The organism is Streptomyces sp. SD31, assembly GCF_052068475.1.
Lineage (GTDB): Bacteria > Actinomycetota > Actinomycetes > Streptomycetales > Streptomycetaceae > Streptomyces.
In genome coordinates this window covers 82,754-98,890 of record NZ_JBQHCX010000009.1, presented here as the reverse complement: position 1 = coordinate 98,890, position 16,137 = coordinate 82,754, and the positions used below count along the sequence as shown (strand labels likewise).

The window sequence follows — 16,137 nt, the reverse complement described above, 5'->3', positions numbered from 1 at the left end:
CCCGGACTCACACCAGGCGCCGCGCCGTCGCCCACCGCGTCAGCTCATGCCGATTCGACAACTGGAGCTTCCTCAGCACCGCCGAGACATGGGACTCGACCGTCTTGACGGAGATGAAGAGCTGCTTGGCGATCTCCTTGTACGCGTATCCCCGCGCAATCAGCCGCAGCACCTCCCGCTCTCGCTGGGTGAGCCGGTCGAGGTCCTCGTCGACCGGCGGCGCGTCCGTCGACGCGAAGGCGTCCAGCACGAACCCGGCAAGGCGCGGCGAGAAGACCGCGTCTCCCTCCTGGACCCGGAAGATGGAGTCGACCAGATCCGTGCCGGTGATCGTCTTCGTGACGTATCCGCGCGCACCCCCCCGGATCACCCCGATCACATCCTCCGCCGCGTCCGAGACGGACAGCGCGAGGAAGCGGACGGGCTGCTCGGCGGCCGCCATCAAAGGGGCGCAGCGACGCAGGACTTCGACCCCGCCGCCACCCGGCAGGTGTACGTCGAGGAGGACGACCTCGGGTCGGGTCGCGGTGATGACCGTGACCGCCTGGTCGACGTCCGCGGCCTCGCCGACGACTTCGACGCCGGTCTGCTCGGTGCGGCCGATCTCGGCCTGGACTCCCGTACGGAACATGCGGTGGTCGTCGACGAGGACCACGCGCACGTGCCGCTCGCCCGCGCTCCCGCCGGTCGACTCCACAGGCTCGTTCGCCTCGGTCGGGTCGCTCATGACGTCTTCTCCGCCCTCTCCATCTCCAGCTCGACCTCTGTACCGCCGCCGGGCACCGCCCTCAGCCGGGCCGTACCGCCGTTGCGCTCCATGCGGCCGATGATCGATTCTCTGACGCCCATGCGGTCGGCGGGTATCGAGTCGAGGTCGAAGCCCGGACCGCGGTCCCGGACGGACACGAAGACGGTCTTCCCCTCCACCTCGGCGTAGACCTGCACGGCGCCGCCCTCGCCACCGTACTTCGCGGCGTTCACCATCGCCTCGCGCGCGGCCTGCATCTGTGCGCCGATTTTCTCGTCGAGCGGGCAGTCGCCGACCACCACGACCTCTATGGGGACGCCGTGTTTGTCCTCCACCTCCGCGGCGTTGCGCCGGACCGCGTCGGCGAGGTGGGTGGGTTCGTCGGCCTCGTCCTTGCCGGTGCCCTCGGGCTTGTACAGCCAGGTGCGCAGGTCGCGCTCCTGGGCGCGGGCGAGGCGGCGGACCTCGTTCGCGTTCTCCGCGTTGCGCTGGATCAGGGTCAGGGTGTGCAGCACCGAGTCGTGGACGTGCGCGGCGACCTCGGCGCGCTCCTGGGCACGGATGCGCATCAGGCGTTCCTCGGAGAGGTCCTGGGTCATCCGGACCAGGTACGGGCCCGCGAGGAGCGTTATACCGACGAGGACCGCCAGGGCCGCCTGCAGGACGGAGCCGAGGTGGTCGGCGGAGCCCTGCAGGACGAAGATGCCGGAGACGCCGGCCGTGACCAGGACGACGCCGCCCGCGGCGCGCAGCAGCGTCAGGGTGCGCCGATGCCGCCCGACCTCCATCCAGCGGGCCCGTCGGGCGTTGTCCGCCTGGCGCCAGACCAGGGCGACGCCCGCGCCGACCAGCACGGCGGGCAGGAGGTAGGCCTTGGCGCCGCTGCCCAGGTCCACGCTGCCGACGAAGACCATCGCCACCACGACCATGAGGAGCAGCGCGACGATCTGCCCCTTGTCCGGCTTGCGGGCGACGAGTCTGCGGCGGCCGTCGGCCGCGGTCTCGGTGGCGAAGGGAGAGGGCCGCTGCGCGTCGACACCTCCGACGCCGAGCGGCACGAAGAACCAGAACGCGGCATACAGCAGCGCGCCGAGGCCGTCCGCCATGAACAGGCCGACGAAGACGAGTCGCACCCAGATGACGGGCAGGCCGAGATGTCCGGCGAGCCCCCGCGCCACGCCCCCGAGCCAGCGTCCGTCACTGCTGCGGTAGAGCTTGCGCGGCGGCCGCGGTTCGACGAGTGGCGCTGCTGCGGCTTCCGGCATGCCATCGATGTTCACACGGCCGGAGCAGCAGGGCATCAGGGTCGACCCCCGAGACTCCCCTGATCTTCGAACCCCTCCACCTCGAACGCTTCCCCCGCACCTCCCTCAGGGCCGATATCAGGGTCCGACCAGGGTCATGCCGACTCCCGCCACGCCGACCCGCCCGTCACCATGGACACATGACAGATCACCAGCCCGCCGCGGACTCCGTGCCCGAGCCGGACGCCGTGCCCACCGCGGGCGCCCCGTCCGGCCCGGCACCCGCGAGCGCCGTGGGTGAGGAACCGCGCGCGCACACGGGCGCAGAAGCAACAGCGTCCGCCGAAGCGGGTGCACTCGACCCGCCGCGCAAGTTCCGCCGCGACCGGCGGTACAAGATGCTGGCCGGTGTGTGCGCGGGGCTCGGCCGGCAGTGCGACATGGACCCGGTGATCTTCCGAATCACGCTCGCCGTGCTCTCCGCGACCGGCGGCATCGGCCTCATCTTCTACGGGTTCGCCTGGCTCTTCGTCCCGTACGACGACGAGGACGAGAACGAGGTGCGCAAGCTGCTGACCGGCCGCGTCGACGGCCATGCGCTGACGGCCGTGCTGTTCGCGCTGGTCGGCTGCGGCGTGTTCCTGACGCTGCTGAAGAACGGCGGTGTGCTGGCCTTCGCCGTCGTCCTCTCCCTCCTCGTGGCGGGCGCCGGCTACTGGTCGCGGCACCGCGCCACTCCCGACCCCGACCCGCTCGCCGCCCAGGCCGTCGCCGACGCCCCACCCGAGGCCCAGGCTCCGCCGGTCCCCTCCGCCTACCCCTCCTGGTGGCGCGACCCCATCGTCAAGGACGGCACGCACGACGGCGGCACGGGCTATCTCTGGGGCCCTCGCGACTCCCGCGACCGCGACATCGCGGCGGCCGTCAACATCAGCCTCGGCACCACCTGGAGCAGCCGCCAGGACATACGTGCCAGGCGCCCCCACCAGCCGAAGCCGCGCGGCCCCCGTGGGATCGGCGGCTGGGTATTCCTGCTGGCCCTGCTCGCGGGCGCTCTCGGCACCAGCGCGACGTGGGAGAACCACGCGCTCGGCACCAGCCTGCAGACCGGCCTGTCCTGCGCGCTGCTCGTCTTCGGCGTGGGCATAGCGGTCAGCGCGTTCCTGGGCCGGACAGGAGCGGGCTCCATATTCCTGGCGATCATCACAGCAGGTCTCCTGGCCGCCTCGGCCGCGCTGCCCAAGGACATCAGCACGCACTGGATCGAGCGGAACTGGCGACCGGCGGCCGTGGCGGACGTACAGCCGCAGTACGACCTCGGCAGCGGCGTCGGCACCCTGGACCTGTCCCGGTTGGAGCTCACCGAGGACCAGACGGTGACGACGAGGGCAGACGTGGGCGTGGGCCGACTGAAAGTGATCGTCCCCAAGGACGTGACCGTGGAGCTGAGCATCGATGTGGGGGTGGGAGACATCCAACTGCCGGGCGACGACGAGCAGGACGTGGACGTGGCACCGGGCAAGCACAAGGAGCTGACCCTGACACCGGCCACGGGCACCAAGGATGCGGGCACGCTGGACCTCGAGCTCAGCGTCGGCGCGGGACAGGCGGAGGTGAGCCGTGCTACGTCATGAGTTCCAGCCCGGCAGGCTGGTCGCCGGCACCTTCCTGACCCTCGCGGGCATCATCTACGCCGGTGACGCGGGCGACGCCTGGGAGACACCGTGGTTCGTGGTGATCCCGCTGGTCGTGGGCGGCCTGTGCCTGGCAGGCGCGACAGCGGTCCTGACACGGGCGATACGCAGACGCCATCGCTCACCCCAGAGCCCCAACCCGACACCCCCGGACCCCCAATCGACCCCACACCACTGACATCGACCGACAACCCCGCCAACGACGGCTACCGGTAACCCCCCGCCCGCCGCCGTCGCCGCGCACGAAGTGCGGCGTCCAGCGAAAACATGGGGGCACCCGCGAGCACGAGCGGCAGCCAGGCCATCAAATAGGCCAGGTCATTGCCGTAGTAGTACGGATCGGAGGCCCAGCTCACCGTCAACCACAGACTCAGCGAGATGAGCGCACCGCCGAGCGCCGCCGCACGGGCGAGCAGCCCGACCAGCGTGGCGATACCGACGGCCACCTCACCGATGGCGATGGCATAGCCGAAGGCGACAGGGTTCTCCAGGGCCATGTCGACCATGGCCGGAATGGCCGAGGAATCACGAACAGCCCGCATCATGTCGCCGATCGAGCCCGAGCCGGCGTCCTTCATGAAGGCGCTGTCGGTGAGTTTGTCCAGGCCGGCATAGATGAAGGTGACGCCGAGAAAGACGCGGAGTGGCAGTAGCGCGTACCGGCCGGCGGCATCCCGCCAGCTCCGGCCGCCGTCGAGGTAAGGGGTGTGCGTGTCCGTGTGCCTACCGTGAGTCATCACCCATAGCCGCCTCTCACCCGCCGTGCCGTGACCCCTCAAAAGACGATACGTACGCAACAACGACCCGGCTCAATCCTGTCCCGACCGCCTTTTCCGACTTGGCCCATCCGAGGTTGTGTTTTCGGCCCCCATGTCCGTTCCGGGGACGGGGTGACTGCGTCGGCTGGCCCGAGTCACAGGTGCCCGTTCGCTGTACGGGTTGCCCGGCGTGAGTGCTGAGCGAGGGGGTCGCGCAGCCCGGCGCTGAAGGGGTACCGCCCGCGCCCACCCGTGCCGCCCCAGCGGCACGACTGCCCGCGGCTGGGGACGGACGGCCCGCGGCTGGGGACGGCCCACGGCTGGGGCGGGACGGCCCGCAGTCGCGTACGGCGGCAAGGGGACGTGCCGGGGGGTGTCCGCCCGCAGAGTCCGGTGTCAACAAACGGCACCTCTCGCCCAACGCCCACCACCGGACCGAGGACGGACACCCCCCGGCACGGCCCCGACCCACAACCCACCCAAAGGCGCTACCCACACCCCCACCGAACCGGCACAGGCGCCGCAGGCACCCGACACGCACCCCCACCGAACAGCAACAGGCCGCCGCAGGCACCCCCGGCCCAACCGCCGGAGGCACCCCCCTCAGTCAGTCACATCAATCCCATACCGATTAGTCTCCACCCCCGCCGCAGTAACCACCTGCACCTCCACCCGCCCCGGCTCCACATCCGCCGGCACAGGCACCCTCAGCACCGCATCCGTCGGATTGCTGAACCCCCCACTCACCGGCACCAACGGCACATGCACATGCACCGCCCCGATCCGCACCACCATCCGCGACAACCGGTCGGCCCCCTGCGCCCCGGGCGGCACGAACCCAGCCCCCCGGATCTCGATGTCGTCCCCGGTACGGATCGGCGCGTCCAAGTCACCCGCCTCCCGCGCCCGCACCACCGAGAGGATCACCGGCCGACCCCCCTCCGCATATTTCCCGGCCAGATACGTCGCCGCCGAGATCAGCACCACCACCGCCAACCCCCACGGCAGATCGGGCAGCTGATCCGGCCGCCGCCCCAACCGCACCGCCGCGAACAGCAACGCAACCCCGCCGATCACGACGTACTGGATGTCCGCGAACGTCCCCCGCCCCGCGTCATCCGTCAGCAGATCCGCCGCCCGAGGCCGATCCGCCCGCACCTTCTGCAGCCGCTGCCCGAGCACCCGCACCCCGACCACCCGCCGCACCAGTACCGCGATCGCACACACCACGGCGAGCACGGTCACCACACCGGCAGCCCGCCCGAGCTCGAGACCGGCGATCAGCGCATCGCGCTCCTCATGCCCGGAGGCCCCTGCCAACCGTCCCACGAGCACCAACACGGCGTAGACCACGAACAACACCCACGCCCCGGCCACCGCACGCGACGTGGACAGCCGGTTGTCCTCACCGATGACCGGTGCCAGCGCCCCGCCCCGCGCCCGGTGGAACCAGGACGCCGCGGTCAGCGCCCCGGCCGTCACCAGCGCCGCCAGCAAACCGGCCGTGCGCGCCGAAGTCCACCCCGCCCCGATCGCCGTGAACGCCTGCACCAGCAGGAGCACCACGACCAGAACCCAGACCACCGACGCCGTTAGCCACCACAGTCGCGCCAGCCACGCCTCGCCCTCGGCCCGCCCTCGCTCGGCGACCTGTTCCGCCGACTGCGTCAGTTCCTCGGAAACCCACTGCCGGGAGGCCGAGGCCGAGTGAGCCACCGCGGCCGGCAGCCCCCGCCCGGACGCGAACTCGTCCCGTTTCCGCAGGAATTCGGCGACAGCCCGCCGATGCCCCGCACGCGCCCCGTGCGGACAGCCCCCACAGGTGCAGCCGCCCCCATGCGCGCCCGCAGCCGCGCCGCCCTGCCCAGCCTCCTGCACCGCCACGCCCGATGCCCGCCTTCCGTACAACGCTCACGACCTGGTGCCCCAGCAACCAGAGGACCAGATGACCACATGGCCTTATAGCCTCACGGCCCCACGACCGGCAGCCGGATCTCACATACCGGCCATCACAGATTGCGGCCACCGTCCGCACCACCGACAACTCCCCTACGACGACAGCGAATTGTGCCGCACACCCCCCGCTCCCCTCCCGCAGGCCCGGTCGGCGCGGGTGATGAGAGGGCCGTCGTGTTGACCCGACTGCGAGAATTTGCCCATGGCCGAGATCATCCAGCGCGACGGGACCTGGGCCTTCGACGGCACAACGGTCCGGATCACGCCGGGACTCCACCGCTCCGTGCCGCTGTTCCGGCAGACGTACGGGGAGATCGCCGTACCCCTCGAAGCCGTCGCGAGCATCGTCTTCGAGCCCGAACGCAAACGCGGACGGCTGCGCATGCGGCTGCGTGAGGGCGCGGACCCGCTGCTCCAGGCGACCGGCGGCCGGCTCCCCGACCCGGCGGATCCGTACCGGCTGACGGTGGAAGTCGACCGCGCGGGGGTCGCCGAGTACGTCGCCGAGGAGATCCGGCACGCCCTGCTGCTGGACCAGATCCCCAAGGAACCGACCAGGACCTACCTCCTCCCCGGCCCGCCCGTACCCGTCTCCGTGCGCTCCTCCGACGGCACGGTCTCCTTCGACGGCACCCAGGTGCGCATCGACTGGTCCGACACCTCCGACCGGGTCAAACGGGCCACCGGCCCGCGCATCATCGACGTCGGCGACCTCGTCCAGGTCGAGTGGCTGCCCAACTCCGGCTACGAGGACGGCTTCCTGCGCTTCGTGACCCGAGAGACGGTGTTCTCCAAACTCCCGCCCGAGAAGGACCCGTACGCCCTGGACCTGTGGGGCAGCACCCGCCGCGACCTGCTCACGGCCCTGATCGCCACCGCGGTCACCGCCCGCCTGCCACACCCGTCCACCCGGCCCGCCCTCGACTCCACCGACCGCGCCCAGGTGACGGCGTCGATCCCGCCCCCGGCCGACCACCACGACGTGCTGCTGCGCCGCCTGCGGGAGTTGGGCGAGCTGCACCGGGACGGCGTGCTCACGGACGAGGAGTTCGCGATGACGAAAGCGGTCGTACTCCGGAGTTTCTGATCACGGCGTCCGGACCCTCAGCTCAGCAGATCCGGCTCGCTCCGGCTGACCTCCTGCCAGAGCGGCTGGTAGTTGATCCACGCCACCAGATCCCCGCCCAACTGCTCCCGCGTGGCCACCGCCTGCCGATGCTCGATGAGTACCGGACGTCCCGCGGCCTTCGCGGTCAGCTGCACCTGGCAGGACCGCTCCATCGACAGGAACCACCAGGCCGCCGCGTCGACCGAGTCACCGACGGTCAGCAAGCCGTGGTTGCGCAGGACGAGCGCCTTGTGTGAGCCGAGTGCGGCCGCGATCCGTCGGCCCTCCAAGGCGTCGACGGCGACCCCCGAGTAGGCGTCGTAGAGCGCGTGATCCTCGTAGAAGGCGCAGCTCTCCTGGGTGATCGGGTCCAGCAGTTCCCCGAGCGCCGCGAGCGCCCGCCCGTGCACCGAGTGGCAGTGGGCGACGGCGACGACGTCCGGGCGGGCGGCGTGGACCTGGGAGTGCACGGTGAAGGCCGCCTGGTTGACGTGGTAGCGGCCCTCGATCACCTGTCCCTCGGAGTTGGCGAGCACCAGGTCGCTGACGGTGACGTGCCTGAACGGCATCCCGAACGGGTTGACCCAGAAGCAGTCGCTGAACTCGGGATCGCGCGCGGTGATGTGCCCCGAGACCCCGTCCTCGAACCCGAGCCGCCCGAAGATCCGCAGCGCGCCCGCGAGCCGTTCCTTGCGGTGCCGGCGCTCGTCCTCGACCGACTCGTGCATCGGCGGCATCGCGAACCGCAACTGGTCGGTGGGCAGCGGCGAGGGCGGAATCGGCCCGAGGGGCGTCCCGTGCATGTGTCCTCCAGCACTGGGTTGCTTACGGGGCGGAAGTTACCGCCGGTCAGCACAGGAGAACAGAGATGTTCTGTAAAGATCCGGCCCTCGTCACGCCCCCGTCACGGCCTCCTCACGCCCCCGGGGCCGCGGAAACCGGACAGCGGATGTCGGGTATCGGCGCCACACTCGCCGTATGACAGCGAACTGGGCAACCTTCAGCGCGGCGGAACCGGAGCTCGCCCGCACCGCCGAGGAGCGCTTCGGCGCCTTCACCCACCACGTCCTCGCCACCCTCCGCAAGGACGGCTCCCCGCGCACCACCGGCCTGGAGGTCCGCTTCCTCGACGGCGAGCTGTGGCTCGGCATGATGCCGAACTCCCGCAAGGCCCTCGACCTGCGCCGCGACCCGCGCTTCGCGCTCCAGGCGAACCCCGGCCAGGGGCAGTCCATGGGCGGCGGCGACGTACGGATCGCCGGGCGGGCGATCGAGGTCGAGGACCCGGAGCTGAAGGCCGCGTACGGCGAAGAGGTGGAACCGCCGGAGCCGTTCCACCTCTTCCGAACCGAGCTGACCGAGGTCGTACGGACCTATGTCGAGGACGACAAGTACCTCGTGGTCCAGATCTGGCAGCCCGGGGAGCCCTTGCGCACGATCAAGCGCACCTAGGGCCCGCCCCACTCGCCTGTAGCGCCTGGCCCGGGGCCTGGCCCGTGGGGCCTACTCCCACTCGATCGTCCCCGGCGGCTTCGACGTCACGTCGAGGACGACACGGTTGACGTCCCGCACCTCGTTGGTGATTCGGGTCGAGATCCGCGCCAGGACCTCGTACGGCAGTCGCGACCAGTCGGCGGTCATCGCGTCCTCGGACGAGACGGGCCGCAGCACGATCGGGTGGCCGTACGTCCGCCCGTCACCCTGCACACCCACGCTGCGCACGTCCGCGAGCAGGACCACCGGGCACTGCCAGATGTCCCGGTCGAGACCGGCCGCCGTGAGCTCCTCGCGGGCGATGGCGTCGGCCTCGCGGAGGAGGTCGAGACGCTCCTTCGTCACCTCGCCGACGATGCGGATGCCGAGGCCCGGGCCCGGGAACGGCTGGCGCTGGACGATCTCGTCCGGCAGGCCGAGCTCCTGGCCGACCATGCGGACCTCGTCCTTGAACAGCTTGCGCAGCGGTTCGATCAGCTTGAACTCGAGGTCTTCCGGCAGGCCGCCGACGTTGTGGTGCGACTTGATGTTGGCGGTGCCGGTGCCGCCACCGGACTCGACCACGTCGGGGTACAGCGTGCCCTGGACGAGGAACTCCACCGCCGGGCCCTCGTCCGCGATGATCTCGGCCTGCGCCTGCTCGAAGACCCGGATGAACTCCCGGCCGATGATCTTCCGCTTCTCCTCGGGGTCCGAGACACCCTTCAGAGCGGTCAGGAACCGCTCCTCCGCGTCCACGACCTTCAGCTGTACGCCGGTCGCGGCCACGAAGTCCTTCTCGACCTGCTCGGTCTCGCCCTTGCGCATCAGGCCGTGGTCGACATACACACACGTCAGCTGGGAGCCGATGGCCTTCTGGACCAGCGCCGCCGCCACGGCGGAGTCCACGCCGCCGGACAGACCGCAGATGGCGCGCTTGTCGCCGACCTGCTCGCGGATGGCGGCGACCTGTTCCTCGATGACGTTGCCGGTGGTCCAGTTCGGGGTCAGGCCCGCGCCCCGGTACAGGAAGTGCTCCAGCACCTGCTGGCCGTGCGTGGAGTGCATGACCTCGGGGTGGTACTGGACGCCGTACAGCTTCGCCTCGTCGTTCTCGAAGGCGGCGACCGGGACGACGTCCGTGGAGGCCGTCACGGAGAAGCCCTCGGGGGCGGCGGAGCAGGCGTCGCCGTGCGACATCCACACGTGCTGTTCGGCCGGGGTGCCCTCGAAGAGGGTGGAGGACGACTTCGACACGTGGAGATCCGTGCGGCCGTACTCGCGGGCGCCGGTGTTGTCGACGGTCCCGCCCAGGCTCTGCGCCATGAGCTGGAAGCCGTAGCACATGCCGAAGACGGGGACGCCGGCCTCGAAGAGCGCGCGGTCGATACGAGGGGCGCCCTCCTCGTACACGGACGAGGGGCCGCCGGAGAGGATGATCGCCGCCGGGTTCTTGGCGAGCATCTCGGCGACCGGCATGGTGCTCGGCACGATCTCGCTGTAGACCCGGGCCTCGCGGACGCGACGGGCGATGAGCTGGGCGTACTGCGCACCGAAGTCGACGACCAGAACGGTGTCGGGGGCGGCTGCGGGGTTCGCTGATGACACGGGTTGCCTTCCGGCGGTGAGCGAGGTGTGTGTGAGGCCGAGTCTACCGGGCTCGGCGGGAGCCCCTCTGGGCCGAAGGCCGTCTCAGGATGCGAACCGCCTTGGACGCCTCCGGGCGGCAGGGCATACTGACCCCATGCTCACGCACCCGACCTTCCTCTTTACCTATGGCACCCGGCCCGCCGGCTGCCATGGTCGTGCTGCTTGAGCAACTGACAAGCGACTTCCCAGGCGCCCCGGGCCGACAAGGTCCGGGGCGTCTGGCGTTTCCGGGTCCTGTCGCTCCGGGGCGGCCCGCCCATCCAGCGAGGAGCCTCCGAGATGACCACCACCTCCACCACCCCCGCAGAAAAGACCGGCGCCCACACCGCCGAGGCCGCCGGCGTGATCACCGGCGCCCGTGAACGCATCGACGCGCTCGACGACCGGATCATCGGCCTGATCCAGGAACGGATGGCCGTCTCGGCCGTCATCCAGGAGGCGCGGATCACCTCCGGCGGGCGGCGGGTGAACCTCTCCCGCGAGATGGAGGTCCTCAACCACTACAGCGAGGCGCTGGGCAAGCCGGGCACGGCGCTCGCCATGACGCTCCTCGAACTGTGCCGCGGTCGCATCTGAGTTCGGGCCCCCTCTCACCCGTACGGCCCGTGACGCCCCCCGGATGCCTTCGTTGGTACCGGTGTCCGTGCCAGCCAGGGGCGGGCCCGAAAGAACCACGCGTGGCTCGCTGGAGTGATGAGGCGTACGGATCGTGCCGTGCGCCGTGGGACCTCGCTCCAGGTAAGTGACCGGACGGCAGGGGACAGCAGCCCGGTCACCCAAGAGAACGGTCGGCTCCGGGGACGCCCGGGGCCGGCCGGCGGAAGTGCCGGAACGGAGTACAAGGACGGGTCGAGCGGTTGCGGTGGCCGAACCCATCCAGCACGATGCGAGAAAGCTCCGAGTCCCATCGTGGACCCGGACCACAGGACCAGCGGCGCAACCCCCCGGCGCCGCTCCCCAGGCACCGACGCTGCCCTGACGTCGGTGCTGACGAAAGAAGGGCCCCGCGGCTCCGCCCTGCGGGGCCCTTCTCATGTCTCATCTCGTGTCTCAGGTGCGCGAGACGGTGCCGCACTCGTCCTCGGCCCGGTCCAGCCGCCTGCTGCGGTCGTACGGGTCGACCACCTCGCCGGAGGGCTCGGGACTGGCGTGCAGATCGGCCTGGAACAGCGGCTGGATGAGACCGTCACCGTCCCGGCAGTTGTCGTTGGAGATCTCGCCGTCGAGGTCGTACACCCATATGTGCCCTTCGGTTCCCTGGAATCTGGCGGGATCCGAGACGTCCACCTCGACGACCCGGCGGACGATCGTACGGGTGACCTCGTTTCCACCACCGGCCCTGGCCAGCGGGTAGACGAAGGTGTAGTCGGCCCGGATTCGCGCCTGGCCGGCGGCGTCCCCGGGTTCGACGGTCATACGGCCGCGGACCCGGACCTCGGTGCCCACGAGTTCGACCTTGTCGGGGTCGAAGCGGGTGAAGGTCCACGTGGGGTCGTTCTTCACCGTGGGGTGGCGCAGGGCGGACCGCAGGTCGGACAGGTAGTCCTGCTGCAGCGGGTCGACCAGCGCCAGTGCCTTCTTCGGTTCGGCGCCGAACAGCACGTCGCGGTCGAGATTCGCGTCGACCAGGAAGTCCTTGGTCAGCCCCAGCGCCGTCGTGATCCGCGCGGCGGAGACTCCGCCGACGGCTTTCGACGCCTTCGGCACCTCGATGGCGTCCGCTCCCGCGGCCCAGCGTTCGGCCGGGGAGCCCGCGAAGGGCCGCTTCCGCGTCGGCAGACCGGCGGCGTCGGCGGGCGCACCGCTCGGCCGGCTCGTCTCCGGGGCCAGCGGCGACGCCGAAGCGGGCGCCCCGGCCTCGTCCTGCGAACCGCCGGGCAGCCAGGACAGCGCGGCCGAGGGCTTGAGGGCGATCACGGCCACCGCGACGGCGAGCAGCACGCCGAGGGCGCTCCAGAGCTTCCGCCGGCGCGAGCTCCGGCCGTTCATCTCCTGCCAGGCCGGCCCGGTACGCCATCCTTCGGGCTGTCGGGGCCCGGCGGGCGCCTTCTTCCTTCCCCAGCGGCGTCCGGCGCGCGGCTGCCGGGCCTCCGCCTCGTCCAGCGCGCGCAGCCGTTCGGTCACCATCCGTGCCCGCGCGGACGGCTCCTTCGGGGCGGCGGCGTGATCGCGCTCGGCGTCCTGGACGAACTTCTCCCACGCCTCGTCCGATATGGACGAGCCCCCGGGCAAGGGCGAGGAGCCACCGGAGTCACGGTCGGACGTGGATTTCGGTCTGGGCCCTTCGGACGGCTTGTCGGTCACGGCGGTATGCGCTTCCTCTCAGCGGGCTGTCGGCCGGCTGAGCGTACGTCAGCTCCGGGCAGCGGAGCAGAGCTTGTCCCTATGTGATGCAGACCACATAAGAAACCTGTTAGTGCGGGCACAACCATTCACAGCCGTCGCCGATCAAACCCTGCGTATCAAGGGCCACACCCGCGCCCCACACGCGGAGGCCTCCCTGCCATGCGCGTGTTGCGAGGTCGCAGCACTCCGGACTTTCGAGGTCTTCATGAAGCTTCGCCGTGCCCTGGCCGCCGCGGCCACGACAGCTGTCATCGCGCCGATCGCGCTGCTGTCCGCGCCGGCCGCGTTCGCCACGGACGAGACCCCGACGCCGACGGCGTCGGAGACCACGTCGGCTCCCGAGCAGCCGACGCCCACCGAGGACGAGGTCACGCCGACCACCGAAGAGCCGGCGCCCACCGAGGACGAGACCACCCCGGCCACCGAAGAGCCGGCGCCCACCGAGGACGAGACCACCCCGGCCACCGAAGAGCCGACGCCCACCGAAGAGCCCACCGCCTCCACCTCCGCCTCCCCGTCGCCGAGCCCCAGCGAGAGCACCCCGGAGGAGGTCGACTACTGCGAGGACGCCGACGACGAGTCGGTCGGCCTCAGCGAGGACCTGCACAGCGGTCTGTCGGGCCTGCCCGAGACGATCGTCGCCGGCAGCGGCTGGACCAACTTCTCGTTCAACGTCTCCAACTCCGGGGACCAGGACATCAAGAACATCAAGCCGCTGATCGGCGTCGCGGCGCTCGGCTGGGACGAGGTGGACTACTCCGGCCAGATCAAGGTCCAGGTCTTCGACAAGGAGACCGGCAGCTGGCAGACGCTCGCGGACGCCGCCGGTGAGGGCGCGACCTTCACCGCGTTCGCGCTCGACGCCGGCCAGTCGACCTCGTTCAAGCTGCGGCTGAGCGTCAGCGGCAAGGTGCCGGACTCCATCGGCATCACCGGCGGCTTCGCCACGTACTCGGACGCCGACGGCTGCTGGATCGCCGACGACCCGAACGGCTGGATCTACTTCTTCGACATCCTCGCCGCGGGCTCCGACCCGGGTGACCCGGACGACGCCAAGCCGCAGACGGGTGGCCAGGCCCCGATCTCCAACGTCGACGAGGTCGACGTCGACGGGTCGCTCGCCGAGACCGGTTCCAGCTCCAACCTCCCGATCATCGGCACCATCGGTGGCGTCGCGATCGTCGCCGGTGCCGGCGTCATGTTCGCGATGAAGCGTCGCCGGAGCGGTGCCGAGGCGTAGGTCTCACCAAGCTCCACCTGAAGCTCTACGCAAGACAGAGAAGGACCTGCGCTCGGAGGGGGGTGCAGGTCCTTCTCTGTTTTCGTCCGCCGCTTTACGTCTGTCGCTGCCTGCTACTTCTTCGGCGGCACCGCCGGCATCCCCAGGAACGGCAGCTTCAGCGCCCCGAACGCCTCCGCCGGCACCGCCGGGGACTGCGGCTCGACCGGCTTCAGGCGTTCGTACGCCGCCCCCTGCGCCGGACGCGGATCCGCCTCTCCCTTGTTCGGCCAGTACGACATGGCCCGCTCGGCCTGTGCGGTGATCGTCAGGGAGGGGTTCACGCCCAGGTTGGCCGAGACCGCCGCTCCGTCGACGACCGAGATGCCGGGGTGGCCGTACAGGCGGTGGTACGGGTCGATCACGCCGGTCTCGGGTGAGTCGCCGATCGGGCAGCCGCCGAGGAAGTGGGCGGTGAGCGGGGTGCCCATCAGCTCGCCGACGTTGGAGCCGGCGAAGCCGTTGATGTCGGCCGCGATCGCCGACGCGGCCTCCGAAGCCGCCCTGATCTGCTTGGGGTTGGGCGAGCCATGGCCCTGGCGTGCGGTCAGCAGGCCCTTGCCCACGCCGTCCGGCTTCAGGTACGTCGTCAGCGAGTTGTCCAGCGACTGCATCACCAGGCCGATGATGGTCCGCTCCGACCAGCGGCGGTTGGAGAGGGAGCGCAGGACCAGGAGCGGGTGCCGGGCCGCGTTGCGGACCCAGGCGGCGACACGCGACGAGCCCTCCGCGTACGGCACCTGCAGGATCGACAGGCCGCCCATCGAGTTGGAGCCCTTGCCGTAGCGGACCGGCTCGATGTGGGTGTTGGCGTCCGGGTGGATGGACGACGTGATGGCGACTCCGCGGGTGAAGTCGACCTTCGGTTCGCCCGTCGCCCTGCGGTAACGCCGGTTGTCGGTCTGCGCGCCGACCAGGGCCTCGGAGTTGGTGCGGGTCAGCTCGCCGAGCTTGGGCGAGAGGTACGGCAGTTGGCCGCCCGCCTTCATGCGGTGCAGCAGGGTCTGGGTGCCGTACGTGCCGGCCGCCAGCACCACCCGGCGGGCCTTGAACAGCCTGCCCTCGCCCTTCTTCCCGCGGTCGGTCGGCAGGGTCGCCACCGCGTAACCGCCCTGCGAGTCGTCCGTGATCGACACGACCGTCGTCAGGGGGTGGACGACCGCGCCCGCCTTCTCGGCCAGGTAGAGGTAGTTCTCGTTGAGGGTGTTCTTCGCGCCGTGGCGGCAGCCCGTCATGCACTCGCCGCACTCCGTGCACGCCTTGCGCGCCGGGCCCGCCCCGCCGAAGTACGGGTCGGACACCTCCTGGCCCGGCTTGGCGCGTGCCGCTCCCTCGGCGTCCTTGCCGTCCCCGAAGAAGACGCCGACCGGCGCCATGTGGAAGCTGTCGCCGACGCCCATCCGCTCGGCGGCCGCCTTCAGGTGGACGTCGGAGGGGGTCATCGTCGGGTTGAGCCGTACGCCGAGCATGCGCTGGGCCTGGTCGTAGTACGGCTTCAGCTCGTCCTGCCAGTCGGTGATGTCACGCCACTGGGAGTCGTCGAAGAATGCCTTCGGCGGTACGTAGAGGGTGTTGGCGTAGTTGAGGGAGCCGCCGCCGACGCCTGCGCCCGCGAGGACCATGACGTTGCCCAGCAGGTGGATGCGCTGGATGCCGTACATGCCGAGCTTGGGGGCCCAGAGGTAGTTCTTCAGGTCCCAGGAGTTCTTGGGGAGGCTCTCGCGGGTCCAGCGGCGGCCGGCTTCCAGTACGCCTACGCGGTAGCCCTTCTCGGTCAGGCGGAGCGCGGTGACGGAGCCGCCGAACCCCGATCCGACCACGATGACGTCGTAGTCGTACCCGTCCTCGTCCCGGGTCTGGACAGACTTCTCCTGTGACACG

General features: G+C 70.6%; 14 protein-coding genes. 6 read left to right on the top strand and 8 right to left on the bottom strand.

The annotated features are described in order from the left end of the window. Positions 1 to 7: 7 nt before the first annotated feature. Positions 8 to 727 (bottom strand): LuxR C-terminal-related transcriptional regulator, encoded by a 720-nt coding sequence (locus tag ACTMVF_RS20550; RefSeq protein WP_441272528.1) that lies wholly within the window; start codon positions 725 to 727, stop codon positions 8 to 10. Next, on the bottom strand, positions 724 to 2,049 hold the full coding sequence (locus ACTMVF_RS20545) for an ATP-binding protein (protein ID WP_301997553.1): 1,326 nt from the start codon (positions 2,047 to 2,049) through the stop codon (positions 724 to 726). The genes ACTMVF_RS20550 and ACTMVF_RS20545 overlap by 4 nt, the downstream gene beginning before the upstream one ends. A gap of 143 nt (positions 2,050 to 2,192) precedes the next feature. Between ACTMVF_RS20545 and ACTMVF_RS20540 the strand changes: the two genes are divergently transcribed. Beyond that, entirely contained in the window at positions 2,193 to 3,626 is a 1,434-nt protein-coding gene (locus ACTMVF_RS20540; protein ID WP_441272527.1) for a PspC domain-containing protein, read from the top strand. Then, positions 3,613 to 3,864, top strand: a complete 252-nt coding sequence (locus ACTMVF_RS20535; protein ID WP_441272526.1) for a hypothetical protein — start codon at positions 3,613 to 3,615, stop codon at positions 3,862 to 3,864. Before ACTMVF_RS20540 ends, ACTMVF_RS20535 begins: the two co-directional genes overlap by 14 nt. Before the next feature lie 28 nt (positions 3,865 to 3,892). Here ACTMVF_RS20535 and ACTMVF_RS20530 read toward each other — a convergent pair whose 3' ends face one another. Together ACTMVF_RS20530 and ACTMVF_RS20525 are read right to left on the bottom strand one after the other, a co-directional pair. After that, positions 3,893 to 4,423 carry a DoxX family membrane protein gene (locus ACTMVF_RS20530; RefSeq protein WP_441272525.1) on the bottom strand — a complete coding sequence of 177 codons (531 nt, stop codon included), beginning with the start codon at positions 4,421 to 4,423 and terminating at the stop codon, positions 3,893 to 3,895. A 624-nt stretch (positions 4,424 to 5,047) separates the two neighbouring features. After that, complete coding sequence (locus ACTMVF_RS20525) at positions 5,048 to 6,328, bottom strand: hypothetical protein (RefSeq protein ID WP_441272524.1); 1,281 nt, start codon at positions 6,326 to 6,328, stop codon at positions 5,048 to 5,050. 274 nt (positions 6,329 to 6,602) lie between these two features. Between ACTMVF_RS20525 and ACTMVF_RS20520 the strand changes: the two genes are divergently transcribed. Further along, complete coding sequence (locus ACTMVF_RS20520; protein ID WP_441272523.1) at positions 6,603 to 7,487, top strand: DUF4429 domain-containing protein; 885 nt, start codon at positions 6,603 to 6,605, stop codon at positions 7,485 to 7,487. 17 nt (positions 7,488 to 7,504) lie between these two features. On the opposite strand, the gene ACTMVF_RS20515 is transcribed toward ACTMVF_RS20520, so the two are convergent. Then, positions 7,505 to 8,311: a class II aldolase/adducin family protein gene (locus ACTMVF_RS20515; RefSeq protein WP_441272522.1), complete on the bottom strand. Its 807-nt coding sequence runs from the start codon at positions 8,309 to 8,311 to the stop codon at positions 7,505 to 7,507. 175 nt (positions 8,312 to 8,486) lie between these two features. Here ACTMVF_RS20515 and ACTMVF_RS20510 point away from each other — a divergent pair, with 175 nt between their 5' ends. After that, positions 8,487 to 8,960, top strand: a complete 474-nt coding sequence (locus ACTMVF_RS20510) for a pyridoxamine 5'-phosphate oxidase family protein (protein WP_441272521.1) — start codon at positions 8,487 to 8,489, stop codon at positions 8,958 to 8,960. A 51-nt stretch (positions 8,961 to 9,011) separates the two neighbouring features. On the opposite strand, the gene guaA is transcribed toward ACTMVF_RS20510, so the two are convergent. After that, positions 9,012 to 10,589, bottom strand: coding sequence for a glutamine-hydrolyzing GMP synthase (guaA, locus tag ACTMVF_RS20505; RefSeq protein WP_441272520.1), 1,578 nt, complete (start codon positions 10,587 to 10,589; stop codon positions 9,012 to 9,014). Positions 10,590 to 10,910: 321 nt separating this feature from the next. Between guaA and ACTMVF_RS20500 the strand changes: the two genes are divergently transcribed. After that, positions 10,911 to 11,207, top strand: a complete 297-nt coding sequence (locus tag ACTMVF_RS20500; protein WP_441272519.1) for a chorismate mutase — start codon at positions 10,911 to 10,913, stop codon at positions 11,205 to 11,207. Positions 11,208 to 11,681: 474 nt separating this feature from the next. On the opposite strand, the gene ACTMVF_RS20495 is transcribed toward ACTMVF_RS20500, so the two are convergent. Next, entirely contained in the window at positions 11,682 to 12,935 is a 1,254-nt protein-coding gene (locus ACTMVF_RS20495) for a hypothetical protein (RefSeq protein WP_441272518.1), read from the bottom strand. Positions 12,936 to 13,182: 247 nt separating this feature from the next. Here ACTMVF_RS20495 and ACTMVF_RS20490 point away from each other — a divergent pair, with 247 nt between their 5' ends. After that, on the top strand, positions 13,183 to 14,217 hold the full coding sequence (locus ACTMVF_RS20490; RefSeq protein ID WP_441272517.1) for an LAETG motif-containing sortase-dependent surface protein: 1,035 nt from the start codon (positions 13,183 to 13,185) through the stop codon (positions 14,215 to 14,217). 113 nt (positions 14,218 to 14,330) lie between these two features. Here the strand turns inward: ACTMVF_RS20490 and ACTMVF_RS20485 are convergent, their stop codons facing one another. Then, the gene (locus ACTMVF_RS20485; protein WP_441272516.1) at positions 14,331 to 16,136 is read right to left on the bottom strand and encodes a GMC family oxidoreductase N-terminal domain-containing protein; all 1,806 of its coding nucleotides are present in this window, start codon (positions 16,134 to 16,136) and stop codon (positions 14,331 to 14,333) included. Position 16,137: the final 1 nt, after the last annotated feature.

What these genes read in the sequence shown, in the direction of transcription:
- ACTMVF_RS20550 (WP_441272528.1), bottom strand. Translation starts at nt 727, where the DNA reads ATGAGCGACCCGACCGAGGCGAACGAGCCTGTGGAGTCGACCGGCGGG.
- ACTMVF_RS20545 (WP_301997553.1), bottom strand. Translation starts at nt 2,049, where the DNA reads ATGCCCTGCTGCTCCGGCCGTGTGAACATCGATGGCATGCCGGAAGCC.
- ACTMVF_RS20540 (WP_441272527.1), top strand. Translation starts at nt 2,193, where the DNA reads ATGACAGATCACCAGCCCGCCGCGGACTCCGTGCCCGAGCCGGACGCC.
- ACTMVF_RS20530 (WP_441272525.1), bottom strand. Translation starts at nt 4,423, where the DNA reads ATGACTCACGGTAGGCACACGGACACGCACACCCCTTACCTCGACGGC.
- ACTMVF_RS20520 (WP_441272523.1), top strand. Translation starts at nt 6,603, where the DNA reads ATGGCCGAGATCATCCAGCGCGACGGGACCTGGGCCTTCGACGGCACA.
- ACTMVF_RS20515 (WP_441272522.1), bottom strand. Translation starts at nt 8,311, where the DNA reads ATGCACGGGACGCCCCTCGGGCCGATTCCGCCCTCGCCGCTGCCCACC.
- ACTMVF_RS20510 (WP_441272521.1), top strand. Translation starts at nt 8,487, where the DNA reads ATGACAGCGAACTGGGCAACCTTCAGCGCGGCGGAACCGGAGCTCGCC.
- ACTMVF_RS20500 (WP_441272519.1), top strand. Translation starts at nt 10,911, where the DNA reads ATGACCACCACCTCCACCACCCCCGCAGAAAAGACCGGCGCCCACACC.
- ACTMVF_RS20490 (WP_441272517.1), top strand. Translation starts at nt 13,183, where the DNA reads ATGAAGCTTCGCCGTGCCCTGGCCGCCGCGGCCACGACAGCTGTCATC.